At 54.8% G+C, this 17,260-nt stretch carries 16 protein-coding genes; 10 read left to right on the top strand and 6 right to left on the bottom strand.

Translation table 11 applies throughout. From position 1 onward, the window contains the following. The first annotated feature begins 132 nt into the window (after positions 1–132). The 9 genes from OKF39_RS00805 (at position 133) to phoU (ending at position 9,884) form a co-directional block, all read left to right on the top strand. The gene (locus tag OKF39_RS00805; protein WP_063155248.1) at positions 133–714 is read left to right on the top strand and encodes a chaperone-usher fimbrial major subunit; all 582 of its coding nucleotides are present in this window, start codon (positions 133–135) and stop codon (positions 712–714) included. Between the two features lie 70 nt (positions 715–784). Continuing rightward, positions 785–1,471 carry a fimbrial chaperone gene (locus tag OKF39_RS00810; RefSeq protein ID WP_049001568.1) on the top strand — a complete coding sequence of 229 codons (687 nt, stop codon included), beginning with the start codon at positions 785–787 and terminating at the stop codon, positions 1,469–1,471. Positions 1,472–1,488: 17 nt separating this feature from the next. Continuing rightward, entirely contained in the window at positions 1,489–4,011 is a 2,523-nt protein-coding gene (locus OKF39_RS00815; protein ID WP_479983401.1) for a fimbria/pilus outer membrane usher protein, read from the top strand. Positions 4,012–4,020: 9 nt separating this feature from the next. After that, positions 4,021–5,094, top strand: a complete 1,074-nt coding sequence (gene stgD, locus OKF39_RS00820; protein WP_052954293.1) for a fimbrial protein StgD — start codon at positions 4,021–4,023, stop codon at positions 5,092–5,094. Between the two features lie 245 nt (positions 5,095–5,339). Next, positions 5,340–6,380 (top strand): phosphate ABC transporter substrate-binding protein PstS, encoded by a 1,041-nt coding sequence (gene pstS / locus OKF39_RS00825; protein WP_028014923.1) that lies wholly within the window; start codon positions 5,340–5,342, stop codon positions 6,378–6,380. Between the two features lie 81 nt (positions 6,381–6,461). Next, positions 6,462–7,421, top strand: a complete 960-nt coding sequence (pstC, locus tag OKF39_RS00830) for a phosphate ABC transporter permease PstC (protein ID WP_028014924.1) — start codon at positions 6,462–6,464, stop codon at positions 7,419–7,421. Beyond that, positions 7,421–8,311: a phosphate ABC transporter permease PstA gene (gene pstA, locus OKF39_RS00835; RefSeq protein ID WP_014881893.1), complete on the top strand. Its 891-nt coding sequence runs from the start codon at positions 7,421–7,423 to the stop codon at positions 8,309–8,311. The genes pstC and pstA overlap by 1 nt, the downstream gene beginning before the upstream one ends. A 47-nt stretch (positions 8,312–8,358) precedes the next feature. Next, positions 8,359–9,132 (top strand): phosphate ABC transporter ATP-binding protein PstB, encoded by a 774-nt coding sequence (gene pstB / locus OKF39_RS00840; protein WP_010426574.1) that lies wholly within the window; start codon positions 8,359–8,361, stop codon positions 9,130–9,132. 26 nt (positions 9,133–9,158) lie between these two features. Continuing rightward, positions 9,159–9,884 carry a phosphate signaling complex protein PhoU gene (phoU, locus tag OKF39_RS00845; RefSeq protein ID WP_003861153.1) on the top strand — a complete coding sequence of 242 codons (726 nt, stop codon included), beginning with the start codon at positions 9,159–9,161 and terminating at the stop codon, positions 9,882–9,884. Between the two features lie 44 nt (positions 9,885–9,928). Here phoU and yieH read toward each other — a convergent pair whose 3' ends face one another. After that, positions 9,929–10,594, bottom strand: a complete 666-nt coding sequence (gene yieH, locus OKF39_RS00850; RefSeq protein WP_248207980.1) for a 6-phosphogluconate phosphatase — start codon at positions 10,592–10,594, stop codon at positions 9,929–9,931. A gap of 165 nt (positions 10,595–10,759) precedes the next feature. On the opposite strand from yieH, the gene adeP reads away from it, so the two are divergent. Then, positions 10,760–12,097: an adenine permease AdeP gene (gene adeP, locus OKF39_RS00855; RefSeq protein WP_145965165.1), complete on the top strand. Its 1,338-nt coding sequence runs from the start codon at positions 10,760–10,762 to the stop codon at positions 12,095–12,097. A 61-nt stretch (positions 12,098–12,158) separates the two neighbouring features. Here adeP and OKF39_RS00860 read toward each other — a convergent pair whose 3' ends face one another. The 5 genes from OKF39_RS00860 to mnmE form a co-directional block, all read right to left on the bottom strand. Then, a complete protein-coding gene (locus tag OKF39_RS00860) occupies positions 12,159–12,725 on the bottom strand; it encodes an NADPH-dependent FMN reductase (protein WP_003861147.1) in 567 nt (188 codons plus the stop codon). A 36-nt stretch (positions 12,726–12,761) separates the two neighbouring features. Continuing rightward, positions 12,762–13,508 carry a 4'-phosphopantetheinyl transferase family protein gene (locus tag OKF39_RS00865; RefSeq protein ID WP_063437519.1) on the bottom strand — a complete coding sequence of 249 codons (747 nt, stop codon included), beginning with the start codon at positions 13,506–13,508 and terminating at the stop codon, positions 12,762–12,764. A gap of 122 nt (positions 13,509–13,630) precedes the next feature. Further along, positions 13,631–14,602 carry an HTH-type transcriptional regulator YidZ gene (gene yidZ, locus OKF39_RS00870; protein ID WP_028014928.1) on the bottom strand — a complete coding sequence of 324 codons (972 nt, stop codon included), beginning with the start codon at positions 14,600–14,602 and terminating at the stop codon, positions 13,631–13,633. Beyond that, positions 14,571–15,746: an MdtL family multidrug efflux MFS transporter gene (locus OKF39_RS00875; protein ID WP_479983402.1), complete on the bottom strand. Its 1,176-nt coding sequence runs from the start codon at positions 15,744–15,746 to the stop codon at positions 14,571–14,573. The genes yidZ and OKF39_RS00875 overlap by 32 nt, the downstream gene beginning before the upstream one ends. A gap of 111 nt (positions 15,747–15,857) precedes the next feature. Next, positions 15,858–17,222: a tRNA uridine-5-carboxymethylaminomethyl(34) synthesis GTPase MnmE gene (gene mnmE / locus OKF39_RS00880; protein WP_049137086.1), complete on the bottom strand. Its 1,365-nt coding sequence runs from the start codon at positions 17,220–17,222 to the stop codon at positions 15,858–15,860. Positions 17,223–17,260: the final 38 nt, after the last annotated feature.

The raw sequence follows: 17,260 nt of genomic DNA on the forward strand, positions 1-17,260 counted from the left end.
GGTTCGTCATTATTCCATTAATTTAAACTCCCCCCTTGAAGATCATTCTTCCCGAAGAATATTATTTCATCGCATTTGGGATGGCGTTGTCTTTATGATAAACGCAATATTGATTTAATTAATGGAGTTATCATGAAAAATAATGGAATTACGGTGGCGATTGCACTCGCATCGGCGTTAATGGCAGGACAATCATTTGCTGCGGATGGTACGGTTCATTTCCGCGGAGAGGTTATTGATTCAACGTGTGAAGTGACGCCTGATACCGCCGATCAGACAGTGAATATCGGCCGCGTTGCCAAAACGACGTTCTCCGGCATTGACTCAACGGCGTCAGTAAAAGATTTCCATATTAAACTGGAGAAATGCCCTGCAACCTATACTCAGGCAGCAGTTCGTTTTGACGGAACAGAAGATAAAGACACCATCGGCAAAGGATATTTGTCTATTGGCACGCCTGTTAACGGTGAAGCGGATACTGACGGTATTTACACCGGCGAAGGTGAAGCCGTTAAGGCTACCGGCGTTGCAATCAAGCTCTTCAACCTGAACGATGATACGGCGATCCCGCTGTATAACAATTCAAATTATGTTGCTATCACCGACGGCAAAGCGGACATGGGCTTTAAAGCGAAGTTTGTGCAGACGCTGGCTACGGTTACGCCGGGTACAGCGAACGCGGATTCCCAGTTCACCATTGAATACCTGAAATAATCTTCAGCTGTTCGCCAGGAGCCTGTTTTATCCTTTTTGCAGGCTCCTCCACAGGATGTGAGGATAACTGATGTATTTACGGCGTTTGTTGACTCTGTTCATCATGCTCTCTTTTTCATTTTTAACACCCTTGTCGACGGCTGGCGTCATTATTGGCGGAACCCGCGTTGTTTATAGTAGCGATAAATCCGATGCGACAATTAGCATAAAAAATAACGAAGCGACCACGCCTTATCTCATACAGACGTGGGTCGATCCTTTTAAAGGCGATACAGCGTCGAATAAACCTCCTTTTACCGTTATTCCGCCGGTTTCAAGGCTGGAGGCCGGGCAGGAGAAAGTATTGCGCATCATGAAAGTGAAGGGCGAACTGCCTCACGATCGGGAATCGCTGTTCTGGCTCAACATCAAAAATATTCCGCCGTCCAGTTCAAACCCCAATTCGCTCGAAATTGCGATTAAGACGCGGATAAAACTTTTTTGGCGTCCGGCGACCCTGAATATCACGCCTGAACGGGCTGCGGCGAAGGTTAAATGGCGTGTTCAAAACCAGCAGCTCGTGATTGAAAATCCGAGCCCGCTACATATTAACGTTATGAATGTCACCGTCGATAAAAAAGACGTTCCCTTAAACATCATTCCCCCTTTTGACACCGTGCGTTTGCCGCTTCCGGAAGGGATTAACGGCCACGCGCTGGTCTGGCGTTTCGTTAACGATTTTGGGGCAATCAGTCAGGAAATTCACGTCACGCTGTAAACATAGGGATGTTTGATATGGGGTGTTTCCGTTTTTTCATTGCGCTGGCCTCGGGGGTATCTCTCGGCTTTTCAGGCGTGACGCTGGCAAAAGATATCTTTAACCCTGCGCTTCTTGAAATTGACCATCCGGTGGATGTTGATATCCACCAGTTTAACCGCGCCAATACGTTACCTGCGGGCTCTTATAAGGTTGATATTCATGTTAACGATGAGTTTATCGATAGCCGGGAGGTCACCTTTATTGAAGATAAGGCTGGCGATAGGCTGCATCCCTGTTTTAAGCACGTCAGGACGGTGCTTGCGGAGCTCGGGGCTAAGGTGGCGGCGATCGGTTCGCTGGATCGCCTGGACGAAAACGCCTGTGTGGACCCTACCCCGCTGATCCCTGGCGCCACGTGGGCGTTCGATACCGATAAGCTGCTGCTCAACGTCACGCTGCCGCAGATTTACATTGATACCACCGCCCGCGGCACCATCAATCCTGCCCGCTGGGATGAAGGTATTAATGCGTTGATGATGAACTATGACTTTTCCGGCTCCAGCACGTTGCAGTCTGATGATGACGACAATAGCGATTTCTACTATCTGAACCTGCGAAACGGGGCGAACATTGGCGCGTGGCGTTTACGCAATTACAGCACGCTAAATATCATTGACGGTCATTCGGATTACCATTCCATCAGCACCTATGTGCAGCGAAACCTCGCGACGTTACGCAGCCAGATCATGCTGGGTGATACCTGGACCGCGAGCGATGTCTTCGACAGTACCCAGGTGCGCGGCGTGCGCCTTTATACCGATGATGAAATGCTTCCTTCCAGCCTGGCGGGCTTTGCGCCGGTCGTTCGGGGCGTAGCGAAAAGCAATGCGACGGTGATTATTCGGCAGAACGGCTACATCATTTACCAATCTGCCGTGCCGCAGGGACCGTTTGCGCTAAAGGATTTAAACACCACCAGCTCCGGCGGCGACCTGGACGTGACCATCAAAGAAGAAGACGGCAGTGAGCAACACTTCACGCAGCCCTACGCCTCGCTGGCCATCCTCAAGCGTGAAGATCAGACCGACGTCGATATCAGCGCGGGTGAACTGCGCGATCAAAGCGAATTCCAGCCCAACGTTTTTCAGGCGCAGATTCTGCACGGCTTTCCTGCCGGGATAACGGTTTACGGTGGCGTGCAGGCCGCGGAAGCGTATCGCTCGGCAGCGGTGGGGGTCGGCAAAGATATGGGGGCAGTTGGCGCGTTTTCCGTCGATATCACCCAGGCACGAGCGCAATTTACGGACGAGGACTCAGAGGAGTCCGGCCAGTCCTGGCGTTTTCTCTATTCGAAACGGTTTGATGAGACGGATACCACGCTGAGGCTGGTAGGGTATCGCTACTCAACGCAGGGCTACTACACCCTCAATGAATGGGCGTCACGCCAGAACAGTCAGCGCGATTTCTGGGTAACGGGCAACCGACGCAGTCGGCTTGAAGGGTCCTGGACGCAGAATTTCGGCGATGGCATGGGGAACATTTATCTCACGCTGAGCCGCCAGCAGTACTGGAAAACCGACGAAGTTGAACGCCTGGTTCAGCTTGGCTACAGCAATGTCTGGCGGTCGCTTTCCTGGAACCTCTCCTGGAACTACAGCGATTCCATCACCACGGCGCAGAGCGCGGAGTATACAGATAGCGACGATCGAGAAAGCGAACAGGTTTTTATGCTGTCGTTCTCCGTGCCGCTGTCAGCATTGCTGCCGGACAGCTATGTGAGCTACGGCCTCACGCAGAACAACAGCGGAAAAGGAATGCACCAGCTTGGCCTGAACGGTACGGCGCTTGATAACCGTAATCTCTCCTGGAACCTCCAGCAGTCCTGGGATGCGGATGACAGTGTGTACAGCAGCAGCGCGGGGGTGGGATATGACGGAACCTATGGCTCGGTTAACGGCAGCTATGACTACAACCAGGACAGCCAGCGGCTCAACTACGGCGCGCGCGGCGGGATCCTGCTGCATGGCGATGGAGTGACGTTCTCGCAGGAGATGGGCGAAACCGTGGCGCTGATTAAAGCACCCGGTGCAGCCGGTCTGGCAATGGAAAACGGCACCGGTACGGCAACCGACTGGCGAGGCTACACCGTTCAAACGCAGCTTAACGCTTACGATGAAAACCGTGTGGAAATTGAGAGCGGCTATTTTGAAAAAGCGAACGTCGAGCTGGAGAACAGTGTGCTTAACGTCATCCCCACGCGAGGTGCGGTGGTGCGGGCGGAATTTATCACCCACGTTGGCTATCGCGTGCTCTTTGAGGTCACACAGGCCAACGGCAAACCGGTTCCCTTTGGCGCAGTGGCGTCTGCCGAACTGGCGACGGGCAGCGTGTCGGGCATTACCGGCGAGAATGGCGAACTGTATCTTTCGGGCATGCCGGAAGAGGGAACGTTCACGCTGAAGTGGGGGAGTGAAAAGACAAAACCTTGCAAGGTCCATTATCAGTTCCCCAAACCAACGGGTGTTGAACTGGTTCAAACAGCGGTCGTGTGCCAATAGGGAAATGAGATGAAACGACGTATCACTTTTATAGCAGTCGCCATGCTGCTTTTTACCCCTTTTTCCCACGCTGCGACGACAGAAGGCGGGGTGTGTTTCGCCATCGGCGGCACCTATATTTTCAATCTGAATCTTAACGGGGCAGAAATACCGGCAGATAAAAACCAGGCGGGAACCGAGGTGCGCGATCTGACGACCCTGCAATCGCCTTCCCAGTATAAACTGGGATGTAACTGCCTGACCCATTTCACCACCACGTTTCGTAGCGTCTACTTCACCGCGCGTTCGCCCTTAAGCGTTAATACCGTTAAAAATGGATATACCTACTACAGGTTGAACGATCACCTCAGTATTGCGTCCTCTATTCACGTGCTGGGACGTGACTATCTCGCCGTTCCCTTTGAGGCGGAGCCCAACCGGGTGACGTCCGGTATCTACTGTTATACCTCCAGTGTAGAGGGCTCAGAGGCAACGCTTGATACCGGCTCTCAGGTAAAAATATCGTTTTTGATCGACAAGCCCTTTATTGGAAAAATTACCGTTCCGGGTACGACGATTGCCACGCTCTATGGCGGTATCGATGAAGCGTCCTCTCTGGCAAGTACCGAGAAGCTCGCCGAAATAAAAATTGCCGGAGACATCGTGGTACCGCAAAACTGCGAGATTGCGCCGGGTCAGTCGCTGGAAATTGATTTTGGAAAAATTCCCGCCAGCGCGTTTTCAGCCACCAAAGGCGAGGCGGTCGGTAGCCGCAAAATCCGCAAGATGATACAGGTGAAATGTACCGGCATGCTGGATGAGAACATCGTCCGATCCGCTTTCCATGCCGATCCCGTTGACGCTGACGCCACGATGATGAAAGTGAACGGCAATGATGATGTAGGGATCGTTATTTATGATAAATGGGACCGCGTCGTCAACGTCAATGGGGGGAGCATGGAGATGGATATGGGAGCCAACCAGGGGGGCGCCGAAGTTAACTCACTCACCTTCTCTGCTGCCCCGGCCAGCGCGACGGGGAGTATTCCGAAGCCCGGCGCCTTTGAAGCCTGGGCAACCGTGACCTTCGAAATTCAAAATTAATAACAACGGCTGTTTATGACAGCCGTTGTCATATTCACATCTTTGAACCAGGCTTAACGCATCTCAGTGTGACATTATCATGACAGGGATATGATTTTATTTGTATTAAAATCATTACCTTAAATCAAACACGTTGATTGTCATAAAACTGTCATATTTCGTACATTTATCTGTCACCTGTTTGTCCTATTTTGCTCATCGTAGCCACTTAAACAATGATTTACGAAATCCTTGCAGGAGACATTATGAAAGTTATGCGTACCACTGTCGCAACTGTTGTCGCCGCGACCTTATCTCTGAGCGCTTTCTCTGCTTTTGCAGCAGCAAGCCTGACTGGCGCTGGTGCAACCTTCCCTGCGCCGGTGTATGCCAAATGGGCGGATACCTACCAGAAAGAAACCGGTAACAAGGTTAACTATCAGGGTATCGGCTCCTCCGGTGGCGTAAAACAAATTACCGCGAATACCGTTGATTTCGGCGCATCCGACGCTCCGCTGTCTGATGAAAAACTGAATCAGGAAGGCCTGTTCCAGTTCCCGACCGTGATCGGCGGCGTTGTGCTGGCCGTTAACATCCCTGGCCTGAAATCAGGCGAGCTGGTGCTGGACGGCAAAACCCTGGGCGATATCTACCTGGGCAAAATCAAAAAATGGGATGACGAAGCCATCACTAAGCTGAACCCGGGCGTTAAGCTGCCTTCGCAGAACATCGCTGTGGTTCGCCGTGCTGACGGCTCTGGTACCTCCTTCGTGTTCACCAGCTACCTGGCAAAAGTGAACGAAGAGTGGAAATCGAAAGTCGGCTCCGGCTCTACCGTTAACTGGCCAACCGGTCTGGGCGGTAAAGGTAACGACGGCATCGCTGCCTTCGTACAGCGTCTGCCGGGCTCTATCGGTTACGTAGAATACGCTTACGCGAAGCAGAACAACCTGGCTTACACCAAACTGGTTTCTGCTGACGGCAAACCGGTTAGCCCAACTGAAGAGAACTTCGCTAACGCAGCGAAAGGCGCTGACTGGAGCAAATCCTTCGCACAGGATCTGACTAACCAGAAAGGCGACAACGCGTGGCCAATCACTTCTACAACGTTCATTCTGATTCACAAAGATCAGAAGAAACCAGAGCAAGGTACTGAAGTGCTGAAGTTCTTTGACTGGGCATACAAAAACGGCGGCAAACAGGCTAACGACCTGGATTACGCCAGCCTGCCAGACAGCGTGGTTGAGCAGATTCGTGCTGCATGGAAAACCAACGTGAAAGACAGCAGCGGTAAAGCATTGTATTAATTTAGCATTCTGACGAAAATGGCGGGTGGCGCTTGCGCTTACCCGCCGATTTCGTAAACGCGTTTAACAGAAGAGTGATTTATGGCTGCAACCAAGCCTGCATTTAACCCTCCGGGTAAAAAAGGTGACATGATTTTCGGCGCGCTGGTCAAACTGGCTGCGCTGATTGTGCTATTGCTGCTGGGCGGCATTATCGTGTCTCTGATTTTCTCCTCCTGGCCGAGCATTCAGAAATTCGGTTTCTCCTTCCTGTGGACCAAAGAGTGGGACGCGCCGAACGATATCTACGGTGCGCTGGTGCCGATTTACGGTACGCTGGTGACCTCGTTCATCGCCCTGCTGATTGCGGTTCCGGTAAGCTTCGGTATTGCGCTGTTCCTGACGGAACTCGCGCCGGGCTGGCTGCGTCGCCCGCTGGGTATTGCCATCGAACTGCTGGCGGCCATCCCAAGTATCGTATACGGCATGTGGGGCCTGTTTATCTTTGCGCCGCTGTTTGCCACGTACTTCCAGGAGCCGGTAGGTAATGTTCTCTCCGCCGTTCCGTTTGTGGGTGCCCTGTTCTCTGGCCCGGCATTCGGTATCGGTATTCTGGCGGCAGGTGTGATCCTCGCCATCATGATTATTCCGTACATTGCGGCGGTAATGCGCGATGTCTTCGAACAAACCCCGGTGATGATGAAAGAGTCGGCCTACGGCATCGGCTGTACCACCTGGGAAGTTATCTGGCGCATTGTCCTTCCGTTCACCAAAAATGGGGTGATCGGCGGCGTAATGCTGGGCTTAGGTCGCGCGCTGGGTGAAACTATGGCGGTCACCTTTATCATCGGTAACACCTACCAGCTCGACAGCGCTTCACTCTATATGCCGGGTAACAGTATTACCTCCGCGCTGGCAAACGAATTTGCCGAAGCGGAATCCGGGCTTCACGTCGCAGCGCTGATGGAACTGGGTCTGATTCTGTTCGTTATCACCTTCATTGTTCTGGCGATTTCCAAGCTGATGATCCTGCGTCTCGCGAAAAATGAGGGGGCACGCTGATGGCAACTCTCGAAATGCAAAGCACCGCTCAGCTTGCCGAATCCCGCCGCAAAATGCAGGCGAAGCGTCGTTTTAAAAACCGCATTGCGCTGACGCTTTCCATGGCAACGATGGCATTCGGCCTGTTCTGGCTGATCTGGATCCTGATGTCCACCATCACGCGTGGTATTGATGGAATGTCTCTGGCGCTGTTCACCGAGATGACGCCGCCGCCAAATACGGCGGGTGGTGGTCTGGCGAACGCCCTGGCGGGCAGCGGCCTGCTGATCCTGTGGGCGACCGTTTTCGGTACGCCGCTGGGCATCATGGCCGGCATCTACCTGGCCGAGTACGGGCGTAAATCCTGGCTGGCAGAGGTGATTCGCTTCATTAACGACATCCTGCTTTCCGCTCCGTCGATTGTCGTGGGCCTGTTTGTTTACACCATCGTAGTCGCGCAAATGGAACACTTCTCCGGCTGGGCGGGCGTAATTGCGCTGGCGCTGCTGCAGGTGCCTATCGTCATTCGTACCACCGAAAACATGCTGAAACTGGTGCCGGATAGCCTGCGTGAAGCAGCTTACGCGCTGGGTACGCCGAAATGGAAAATGATTTCTGCGATCACCCTCAAAGCGTCGGTCTCCGGGATCATGACCGGTATCCTGCTGGCTATCGCCCGTATTGCCGGTGAAACGGCACCGCTGCTGTTTACTGCCCTCTCCAACCAGTTCTGGAGCACGGACATGATGCAGCCGATCGCCAACCTGCCGGTGACGATCTTTAAATTTGCGATGAGCCCATTCGCGGAATGGCAGCAGCTGGCCTGGGCCGGGGTGCTGATCATCACCCTTTGCGTACTGTTGCTGAACATTCTGGCGCGCGTCATTTTCGCGAAGAAGAAACACGGTTAATTTTTTACGGCGCGGCAGCTCGCGGCGTCGAATGAGGAAATGAGTCAATGAGTATGGTTGATACTGCCCCGGGTAAGATTCAGGTTCGTGATTTGAACTTCTACTACGGCAAATTCCATGCCCTGAAGAACATCAACCTGGATATCGCGAAGAACCAGGTCACGGCATTCATCGGTCCGTCTGGCTGTGGCAAGTCCACGCTGCTGCGTACCTTTAACAAAATGTATTCGCTCTATCCGGAGCAGCGCGCTGAAGGTGAAATTATCCTGGATGGCGAAAACATTCTGACCCAGGCCCAGGATATCGCCCTGCTGCGTGCCAAAGTGGGCATGGTGTTCCAGAAACCGACGCCGTTCCCGATGTCCATCTATGACAATATCGCGTTTGGCGTTCGCCTGTTTGAGAAGCTCTCCCGTGCGGACATGGACGAGCGCGTGCAGTGGGCATTGACCAAGGCCGCATTATGGAACGAAACCAAAGATAAACTTCATCAGAGCGGGTACTCTCTCTCCGGTGGTCAACAGCAGCGTCTGTGCATTGCGCGCGGTATCGCCATTCGCCCGGAAGTCTTGCTGCTGGATGAACCATGTTCAGCGCTGGACCCGATCTCAACCGGCCGTATTGAAGAGCTGATCACCGAGCTGAAGCAGGATTACACCGTGGTTATCGTGACCCACAACATGCAGCAGGCTGCGCGTTGCTCAGATCACACGGCGTTTATGTACCTGGGCGAGTTGATTGAGTTCAGCGATACGGACGCGCTGTTCACCCGGCCCGCGAAGAAACAAACCGAAGATTATATTACTGGCCGCTACGGTTGATTTGCCTTAGTGCATGTGGAGAAACCATGGACAACCTCAATCTTAATAAACACATTTCAGGCCAGTTCAACGCAGAGCTGGAAAGTATTCGCACGCAGGTGATGACCATGGGTGGCATGGTCGAGCAGCAGCTTTCTGATGCGATTACGGCAATGCATAACCAGGACAGCGAGCTGGCGAAGCGCGTCATCGAAGGCGACCATAACGTCAACATGATGGAAGTGGCGATCGACGAAGCCTGCGTGCGTATTATCGCCAAGCGTCAGCCGACCGCGAGCGACCTGCGTCTGGTAATGGCGATCATTAAAACCATCGCCGAGCTGGAACGTATTGGTGACGTGGCGGATAAAATCTGCCGCACCGCGCTGGAGAAGTTTTCCCAGCAGCATCAGCCGCTGCTGGTGAGCCTGGAGTCGCTGGGCCGCCACACTGTGCAGATGCTGCACGACGTGCTGGATGCCTTTGCGCGTATGGATCTGGACGAAGCGGTGCGTATCTACCGTGAAGACAAGAAAGTCGACCAGGAGTATGAAGGCATTGTGCGTCAGCTGATGACCTACATGATGGAAGATTCCCGTACCATCCCAAGCGTGCTGACGGCCCTGTTCTGCGCGCGCTCAATCGAGCGTATCGGCGACCGCTGCCAGAACATTTGCGAATATATTTTCTACTTCGTGAAGGGTCAGGACTTCCGTCACGTGGGCGGCGACGAGCTGGACAAGCTGCTGGCGGGTAAAGATCCGAAAGAGTGATGTTTGTGGCGGGTGGCGCTGGCGCTTACCCGCCCTACGTTAGCTTAACGCGTAATATCCCACCCGCGTGCCTTCCACAACTCTGGCAATTGCGCCAGATCGGTAAAGGTCGTCACTTTTGGATGATCGATCGGCTTGTTGTGCGGATCGGCACAGAAGTAAAACACCTCCATCCCCGCATCAATCCCCGACTGGGCGCCCGCAGGCGAGTCATCCACCAGAATGCAGTTCTCCACGTTGACGTTCATTGCTTTCGCCGCGTGGAACATCAGGGCCGGATCGGGCTTCCAGCGCTGGATATCGTAGCCGCTGAACAGTTTTTCCGGAAAGTGGTGCAGCATTTCAAGCTTGCCCAGTGAATGCTGCATTTTGCTGACCGGACCGTTGGAAACTACGCAGATTGGCACCGTCATCGCATCCAGCAGCGCGTTAGCCCCGGCAATAACTTCCAGTTCTGAGTCAAAGAGGCGTGCGACCTCGGCGCGGTACACAGGCTCCAGATCCGCTTTCGCCAGATCCACCCCGTGCTCTTCGTTAATGATGTCGATGATCTCGTACAGCTTCACGCCCTTAAAGCGTTTGAACACCTCTTCGAGATCGAGCGTAATGCCAAATTCCTGGAACATGGCGACATACGCGCGGGAACAAATGACCTCACTGTCGACCAGCGTACCGTCACAGTCGAAAAATACCGCTTCAATTCCGGACATGTCCTTCCCTTTTAACAAGTTTAACGTTTACGTACGACAGATTTACGAGACGCAATCGTTGCCGTATAAGCATAATCAATGAAAAAAGTATCCCGTAACCGCCACTATTGTCGCATTTTGGTATAGGATAGCGACGAATTTTCCCTCCTTGTTCGGAAATTGATGATGAGTCAACAACACACAACCCAGACATCTGGTCAGGGTCTGCTTGAGCGCGTATTCAAACTGCGCGAGCACGGCACAACGGCACGCACCGAAGTGATCGCCGGTTTCACCACCTTCCTGACGATGGTCTATATCGTTTTTGTGAACCCGCAAATTCTGGGCGTCGCTGGCATGGACACCAGCGCCGTCTTTGTAACCACCTGCCTGATTGCGGCGCTTGGCAGCATCCTGATGGGCGTTTTCGCTAACCTGCCCGTGGCGCTGGCACCCGCTATGGGCCTGAATGCGTTCTTCGCGTTCGTGGTGGTTCAGGCGATGGGCCTGCCGTGGCAGGTTGGTATGGGCGCTATCTTCTGGGGTGCGGTCGGCCTGCTGCTGCTGACCATCTTCCGCGTCCGCTACTGGATGATTGCCAATATCCCGGTGAGCCTGCGCGTGGGTATCACCAGCGGTATCGGTCTGTTCATCGGCATGATGGGGCTGAAAAACGCCGGTGTGATCGTGGCGAACCCGGAAACGCTGGTGAGCATCGGTAACCTGACCTCGCACAGCGTGCTGCTGGGCGTGCTGGGCTTCTTCATCATCGCGATCCTGGCGTCGCGCAACATCCACGCTGCGGTGCTGGTCTCTATCATCGTGACCACGCTGCTGGGCTGGATGCTGGGTGACGTGCATTACAGCGGTATTGTCTCTGCGCCGCCGAGCGTCTCTACCGTGATTGGTCACGTTGACCTGGCGGGTTCCCTGAACCTGGGCCTGGCGGGCGTGATCTTCTCCTTCATGCTGGTCAACCTGTTTGACTCCTCCGGTACGCTGATTGGCGTGACGGACAAAGCGGGTCTGGCTGACGAGAAAGGCAAATTCCCGCGCATGAAGCAGGCGCTGTATGTGGACAGCATCTCGTCCGTCGCCGGCTCTTTCATCGGCACCTCATCTGTTACCGCTTACATTGAATCCTCTTCCGGCGTGTCCGTGGGTGGCCGTACCGGCCTGACGGCGGTGGTGGTGGGTATCCTGTTCCTGCTGGTGATCTTCCTCTCTCCGCTGGCGGGTATGGTTCCACCGTATGCGGCTGCCGGCGCGCTGATTTACGTGGGCGTGCTGATGACGTCGAGCCTGGCGCGCGTGAAGTGGGAAGATTTAACCGAAGCGGTGCCGGCCTTTATTACCGCCGTGATGATGCCGTTCAGCTTCTCGATCACCGAAGGTATCGCGCTGGGCTTTATCTCTTACTGCGTGATGAAGATCGGTACCGGCCGTTTCCGCGAACTCAGCCCGTGCGTGATTATCGTTGCGCTGCTGTTTGTGTTGAAGATTGTGTTTATTGACGCGAAATAAACAGGTTTGTTCCCTCTCCACGTGGGAGAGGGCCAGGGTGAGGGCATCAGGCCGCTCCGGCTTACGCCTTCACCCGCTTAATATAATCCCCAAACGCGGTCAGCTGGCCAGAGAGATGGTCACGCGTGCTCTGATCCACCACTTCACCCGTCTGCGGGTCGACCTTGTTTTGAATCACACCACCCATAAATTCCGGCTTGTTCATCACCATCGCATCCAGGAACACCAGGATCTGACGCAGGTGATACTGGCAGCGTGCGCCACCAATCGCGCCCATTGAGCTGGTCTGGATCAGCACCGGTTTGCCAGACAGCGGCTGCTCCGGTAAACGGGATAACCAGTCAATCGCGTTCTTCAGGCCACCCGGAACCGAGTAGTTATACTCCGGCGTGACAATGACCACACCGTCGGCCTGGCGGATCTGCTCGGCTATCGCCTCCACGCTCTGCGGGAACCCCTCTTCCTGCTGGACATCTGCATCATACAACGGGATATCGCCAATAGATGGCAGGGCGCTAATTTCCATACCTGCCGGGGCCAGCTGCGGCAGCGTGCGGGCAACCATTCCGTTAAATGAACCTTTGCGCAGGCTTCCCAGTAACGTAACTACTTTCAACGTATCAGACATGATTACTCCTGTTTCATCATGATGACCCTGATTGGATCAGCTATGGGTAAATGCTTTTTCTGCCGGTAAACTGGTTAAACGTATCAGGCGTGCGGCGGGCTCGTTGGCGCGCTCGGGCACATCCGGAAGGCTACTCCATCCCTCTTTACTGTCAAATTCCCAAATCTTTAGCCGTTCGATGGCTGGGCTAACTGCAACAGACCATATCAACACATCTTCTGCATCGCTGAGCGCCTCTACAAGCGTAGCTTTAGCAGCACGCAGGCGTCCGGAGCCGGGCAACAATTGCAACAGACTGGCGTCGTCTGAAGCGCATCCGCAGAGCTTGCGAATACTCTGGCGCAGGGTGATGAGCTGGGCTCTGGCCTCGACGGAGTCGTTCTGGTTGCGTACCCACAGCTTCTCATTACTGGAGAGCGGGTAGTCATCGTGCGGGCTTGCGCCGTGGAAGCTCCGCGTTGCACGCTGAAGCTCCATATCCAGCCCGCAATCCCCTTCGGTGGTCAGCGCCACGCCAATGATATTGCCCGTATAGGCAATGGAAAAACGGGGGAGTTCCGGGTCAGCAAAGACCGGGCGGCCTTCAGGTTGCGTGACGATCTCCGGCAGTTCGCTGGTGCCGTACAGCATAAACAGCAGTTCTGCGAGAAGTGCTCTCGAGGCTAAAAACCGCGTCCTGCGGTGTTCGGGGAGTTTGAGCGCCTCACTGTGACAGGCTGAAGAGAGTCTGGCCGATACGAGACGTCCTTCTGTAAGTATCCCTCTTGCAAAGTGCGTTGCCATTTTTCGCTCCTTGATAATGGTCGTAATCGGTTAAACGGTTACATGATTATCGCTTAACTTGACTCCTGTTTTAATCAGTAAATCGGAGTAAGAGAAGCCTGAAGGCCGAACTTTACATTTTCTTAGGCAAAAATTGGATCGCTGCCACCGTACAACGCCTTGATGGTCTCCCGCAGCCAGAGGATTTTCGGATTATGGCTGTTCCGTTTATGCCAGATCAGCGTGAAGGGAACGGTCAGCTTTTCAGCCTGCGCTTCGTCAATGGGAATAGGAAGCGCGATCAGCTTCCGCTGGTGGAGTTCATTGTAGTGGCGACAGTAGTGGGGAGCCGTGGCGATATAGTTATGACCGGGCTGCGCCGCCATAAACATCGACTGCTCAAAGCCCGGCAAACACATGGCAATGTTTCTCTCCCGCCCCATCTCTTTTAGCACCTCATCCAGCGCCCAGGTGTCGCTCCGTTCCCAGAAGATACTGATATGGGGATAGCGCAGGAAGGTCTCCAGATTCCACTCCTCCTGCAGAGCGGGGTGGTCCTCACGCAAATAGACGTATGGACGGTCGCTAAACAGGATTTCGTAGTCGATAAACCACGGCATCAGCTTCAGCAGTTCACGCGAGCGCGGGTGGGTTTCGCGACCAGTGAAGCCAACGTCCACTTCCCCGCGCGTAATGGCGTCCAGCGAGTCGTAATCCCAGTGACGCATCTTCACCGTCGCCTGAGGATAACGCTGGTTCACCTGCTCAAGCAGGGCGTTAAAGCGGATGAGCATCAGCGGCGTTTCGGCGGCCAGCACAAACGTCAGCCCGCCAGGCGAATCATGGTGAGATTTATCGAGGATCTGGTTGCCAATCTGCATCCAGTCGGCCAAATCCTGCTCCAGGCTGACCGTCAGCGGCGTAGGCAGCAGCCCTAACGGCGTTTTGACAAACAGCGGGTCGTCAAACCAGTCGCGCAGCCTGGCCAGCGATTTACTCACCGCCGACGGCGTCACGTTCATCCGCTTTGCGGCTTTGGTGACGCTGCGCTCCTGCAGCAAAAGCTGCAGGCAAAGCAACAGGTTAAGATCGAGACTGCTGATGGGCTTCTTCATACTGTGCCGCGGGCTGGATGACCATAAGTAAGGTGATGCAGACTATGCTACAGCCAATCAGAATCCCGATCAGCATATTGAGCGCGTTAAGTCCGATGACCGCCGCCAGCCATATCCACAGAGACGAGCCGCAGACCTGCGCGATCCCCAACACCGAGCTTGCCACGCCTGCCCGCAGCGAGAACGGGCCAAGCGCCTGACTCATCGCCACGCCAAAGCCAACCGAGAACCCGGCACAGATGAGCGTAATGCCCACCAGCATCAGCGCATGCGAGCTGGTGGTTGCCAGAACCACACCTGCGGCGAGAAACAGTACCTGCGAGGTCAGCATCAGCGTGCGCTGGCGGAAGAGATTCAGCGCGAAGGGGGTAGAAAATGAGACGGCCATACTGACCATAGCGGTTAATGCCATCACCGTTGAATACTCACCGCGATCGAAACCCATGGTCTCCATCAGCAACACCGGGGAAACGTTTACATACGTCAGGATCACCGCCACGCTTAACGTGGTTACGGCCAGACGGCTGAGGAAAAAGCGATTGAGAAGTTTCTCTGCCGGATGAATGGTCGCGGTATGGCTGGGATTCTGCGAGCCCGGGTGGGTTTCTTTCAGTACGGCGATCGACAGCATAAAGACCAGGGCGCCCATTGCAGCCATGGTCCAGAACAAGCTCTGCCACGGGAATTTCAGCATGATCAGATAGCCTACAACCGGTGCCAGCACCGGAATGATGCAGGTTATCCCGTTCAGCATGGAGAGCACTTTAGCACGGCGCTGGGCGCTTAAGGTGTCGCGCAAAATAGCAAACGCCACCACGTAACAGCCGCCGGCACCAATGCCCTGGATGAACCTTCCTGCCAGGAACAAGGTGCTGTTCTGTGCCTGTGAGCAGAGAAGAGAGGCCAGGGCAAAGATAATGGCTCCGGTTATTGCGACGGGCTGACGGCCAGCCTTATCCGCGATCTTCCCGGCAAAGACCATCGACGACGCCATTCCTGCGAGGTAGGCCGAAAACGCGATATGCAGCTGCGCTTCGCTGGCACCCAGATCGCTGGCGATGTGCGGTAATCCCACCAGATACATATCAATACCCGACGGATAAAGCAGAACTAATGCGAAACTACAAAACAGAAAACGCGCCATAAACCCCCCATAAATGCAGGCATGCAGAATAGGGGGTGAAAAGGGTTTAGGCGAGTTGCCATTTGGACAATGGTGATTTCCCAGGAGGAAATCACCATTGATTAGCGGGAATTACTTACCAATACAGAAGCTCGAAAAGATCCGTCCCAGCAGATCGTCCGACGTAAACTCCCCGGTGATCTCGCTTAGATTCTGCTGCGCCAGGCGCAGCTCTTCCGCCAGCAGTTCACCCGCCCACGCACCAATCAGCTGCGCTTTGCCCTGGTCAAGATGGCGTGCCGCCTCTTCCAGCGCCTGCAGGTGACGGCGACGCGCCAGGAAGCCACCTTCCATGCTGGTGTCAAAGCCCATGCTCTGCTTGAGATGATTACGCAGGTCGTCCACGCCTTCCCCTGTACGTGCCGAAAGGCGAATAAGTGAGTGACCATTCACATCGCTGATGCCCAGCGTTTCGCCGGTAACGTCCGCTTTGTTACGCACTACGGTGATAGGCAGCTTGGCCGGCAGACGGGCGATAAAGTCCGGCCAGATCTCCGCCGGGTCAACGGCGTCGGTCGTGGTGCCATCTACCATAAACAGCACGCGGTCGGCCTGCTCAATCTCCTGCCAGGCGCGTTCAATACCGATACGCTCGACTTCATCGCTGGCATCGCGCAGGCCCGCGGTGTCGATAATGTGCAGTGGCATCCCGTCGATGTGGATATGCTCGCGCAGCACGTCGCGGGTGGTCCCGGCTATGTCGGTGACGATCGCCGCTTCACGGCCCGCCAGGGCGTTCAGCAGGCTCGATTTCCCGGCGTTAGGGCGACCAGCAATGACGACCTTCATCCCTTCACGCAGCAGGCTGCCCTGACGCGCTTCGGCGCGGACGGCATCCAGATCGCTCATCACCTGGTTCAGCTGGGCTTCGATTTTGCCGTCAGAGAGGAAGTCGATCTCCTCGTCCGGGAAGTCGATAGCCGCTTCGACATAGATTCGCAGGTGAGTAAGTGCTTCCACAAGGTGATTCACACGTGCGGAAAACGCTCCCTGCAGCGAGTTCAGGGCGGAGCGGGCCGCCTGTTCAGAGCTGGCGTCGATCAGGTCTGCAATCGCCTCGGCCTGTGCCAGGTCGAGCTTGTCGTTCAGGAAGGCACGCTCGGAGAATTCGCCCGGCTTCGCAATGCGCAGGCCAGGCAGGGTCAGAATACGTTTTAACAGCAGGTCGAGGATAACCGGGCCGCCGTGGCCCTGAAGTTCCAGCACGTCTTCGCCGGTAAAGGAGTTCGGGCCGGGGAACCACAGCGCAATGCCCTGGTCCAGCGGCGTGCCGTCGGCATCTTTAAACGGCAGATAATCAGCGTAGCGCGGCTTTGGCAATTTACCCAGCACCGCTTCAGCCACCTCGCGTGCCTTCAGGCCGGAGATGCGCAGAATGCCTACACCACCGCGTCCCGGTGGGGTTGCCTGGGCGACGATAGTGTCGTTATGGCTCATGGTTGCTCTCGTTCAATACAAATAAAAAAGGCGGTCAA

This window comes from Enterobacter cloacae complex sp. HYC042_NIDB, from assembly GCF_056673315.1.

Bases quoted from the DNA above. Each gene is read 5' to 3' on its own strand.
- OKF39_RS00805 (WP_063155248.1), top strand. From the start codon at position 133: ATGAAAAATAATGGAATTACGGTGGCGATTGCACTCGCATCGGCGTTA.
- OKF39_RS00810 (WP_049001568.1), top strand. From the start codon at position 785: ATGTATTTACGGCGTTTGTTGACTCTGTTCATCATGCTCTCTTTTTCA.
- OKF39_RS00815 (WP_479983401.1), top strand. From the start codon at position 1,489: ATGGGGTGTTTCCGTTTTTTCATTGCGCTGGCCTCGGGGGTATCTCTC.
- stgD (WP_052954293.1), top strand. From the start codon at position 4,021: ATGAAACGACGTATCACTTTTATAGCAGTCGCCATGCTGCTTTTTACC.
- pstS (WP_028014923.1), top strand. From the start codon at position 5,340: ATGAAAGTTATGCGTACCACTGTCGCAACTGTTGTCGCCGCGACCTTA.
- pstC (WP_028014924.1), top strand. From the start codon at position 6,462: ATGGCTGCAACCAAGCCTGCATTTAACCCTCCGGGTAAAAAAGGTGAC.
- pstA (WP_014881893.1), top strand. From the start codon at position 7,421: ATGGCAACTCTCGAAATGCAAAGCACCGCTCAGCTTGCCGAATCCCGC.
- pstB (WP_010426574.1), top strand. From the start codon at position 8,359: ATGAGTATGGTTGATACTGCCCCGGGTAAGATTCAGGTTCGTGATTTG.
- phoU (WP_003861153.1), top strand. From the start codon at position 9,159: ATGGACAACCTCAATCTTAATAAACACATTTCAGGCCAGTTCAACGCA.
- yieH (WP_248207980.1), bottom strand. From the start codon at position 10,594: ATGTCCGGAATTGAAGCGGTATTTTTCGACTGTGACGGTACGCTGGTC.
- adeP (WP_145965165.1), top strand. From the start codon at position 10,760: ATGAGTCAACAACACACAACCCAGACATCTGGTCAGGGTCTGCTTGAG.
- OKF39_RS00860 (WP_003861147.1), bottom strand. From the start codon at position 12,725: ATGTCTGATACGTTGAAAGTAGTTACGTTACTGGGAAGCCTGCGCAAA.
- OKF39_RS00865 (WP_063437519.1), bottom strand. From the start codon at position 13,508: ATGGCAACGCACTTTGCAAGAGGGATACTTACAGAAGGACGTCTCGTA.
- yidZ (WP_028014928.1), bottom strand. From the start codon at position 14,602: ATGAAGAAGCCCATCAGCAGTCTCGATCTTAACCTGTTGCTTTGCCTG.
- OKF39_RS00875 (WP_479983402.1), bottom strand. From the start codon at position 15,746: ATGGCGCGTTTTCTGTTTTGTAGTTTCGCATTAGTTCTGCTTTATCCG.
- mnmE (WP_049137086.1), bottom strand. From the start codon at position 17,222: ATGAGCCATAACGACACTATCGTCGCCCAGGCAACCCCACCGGGACGC.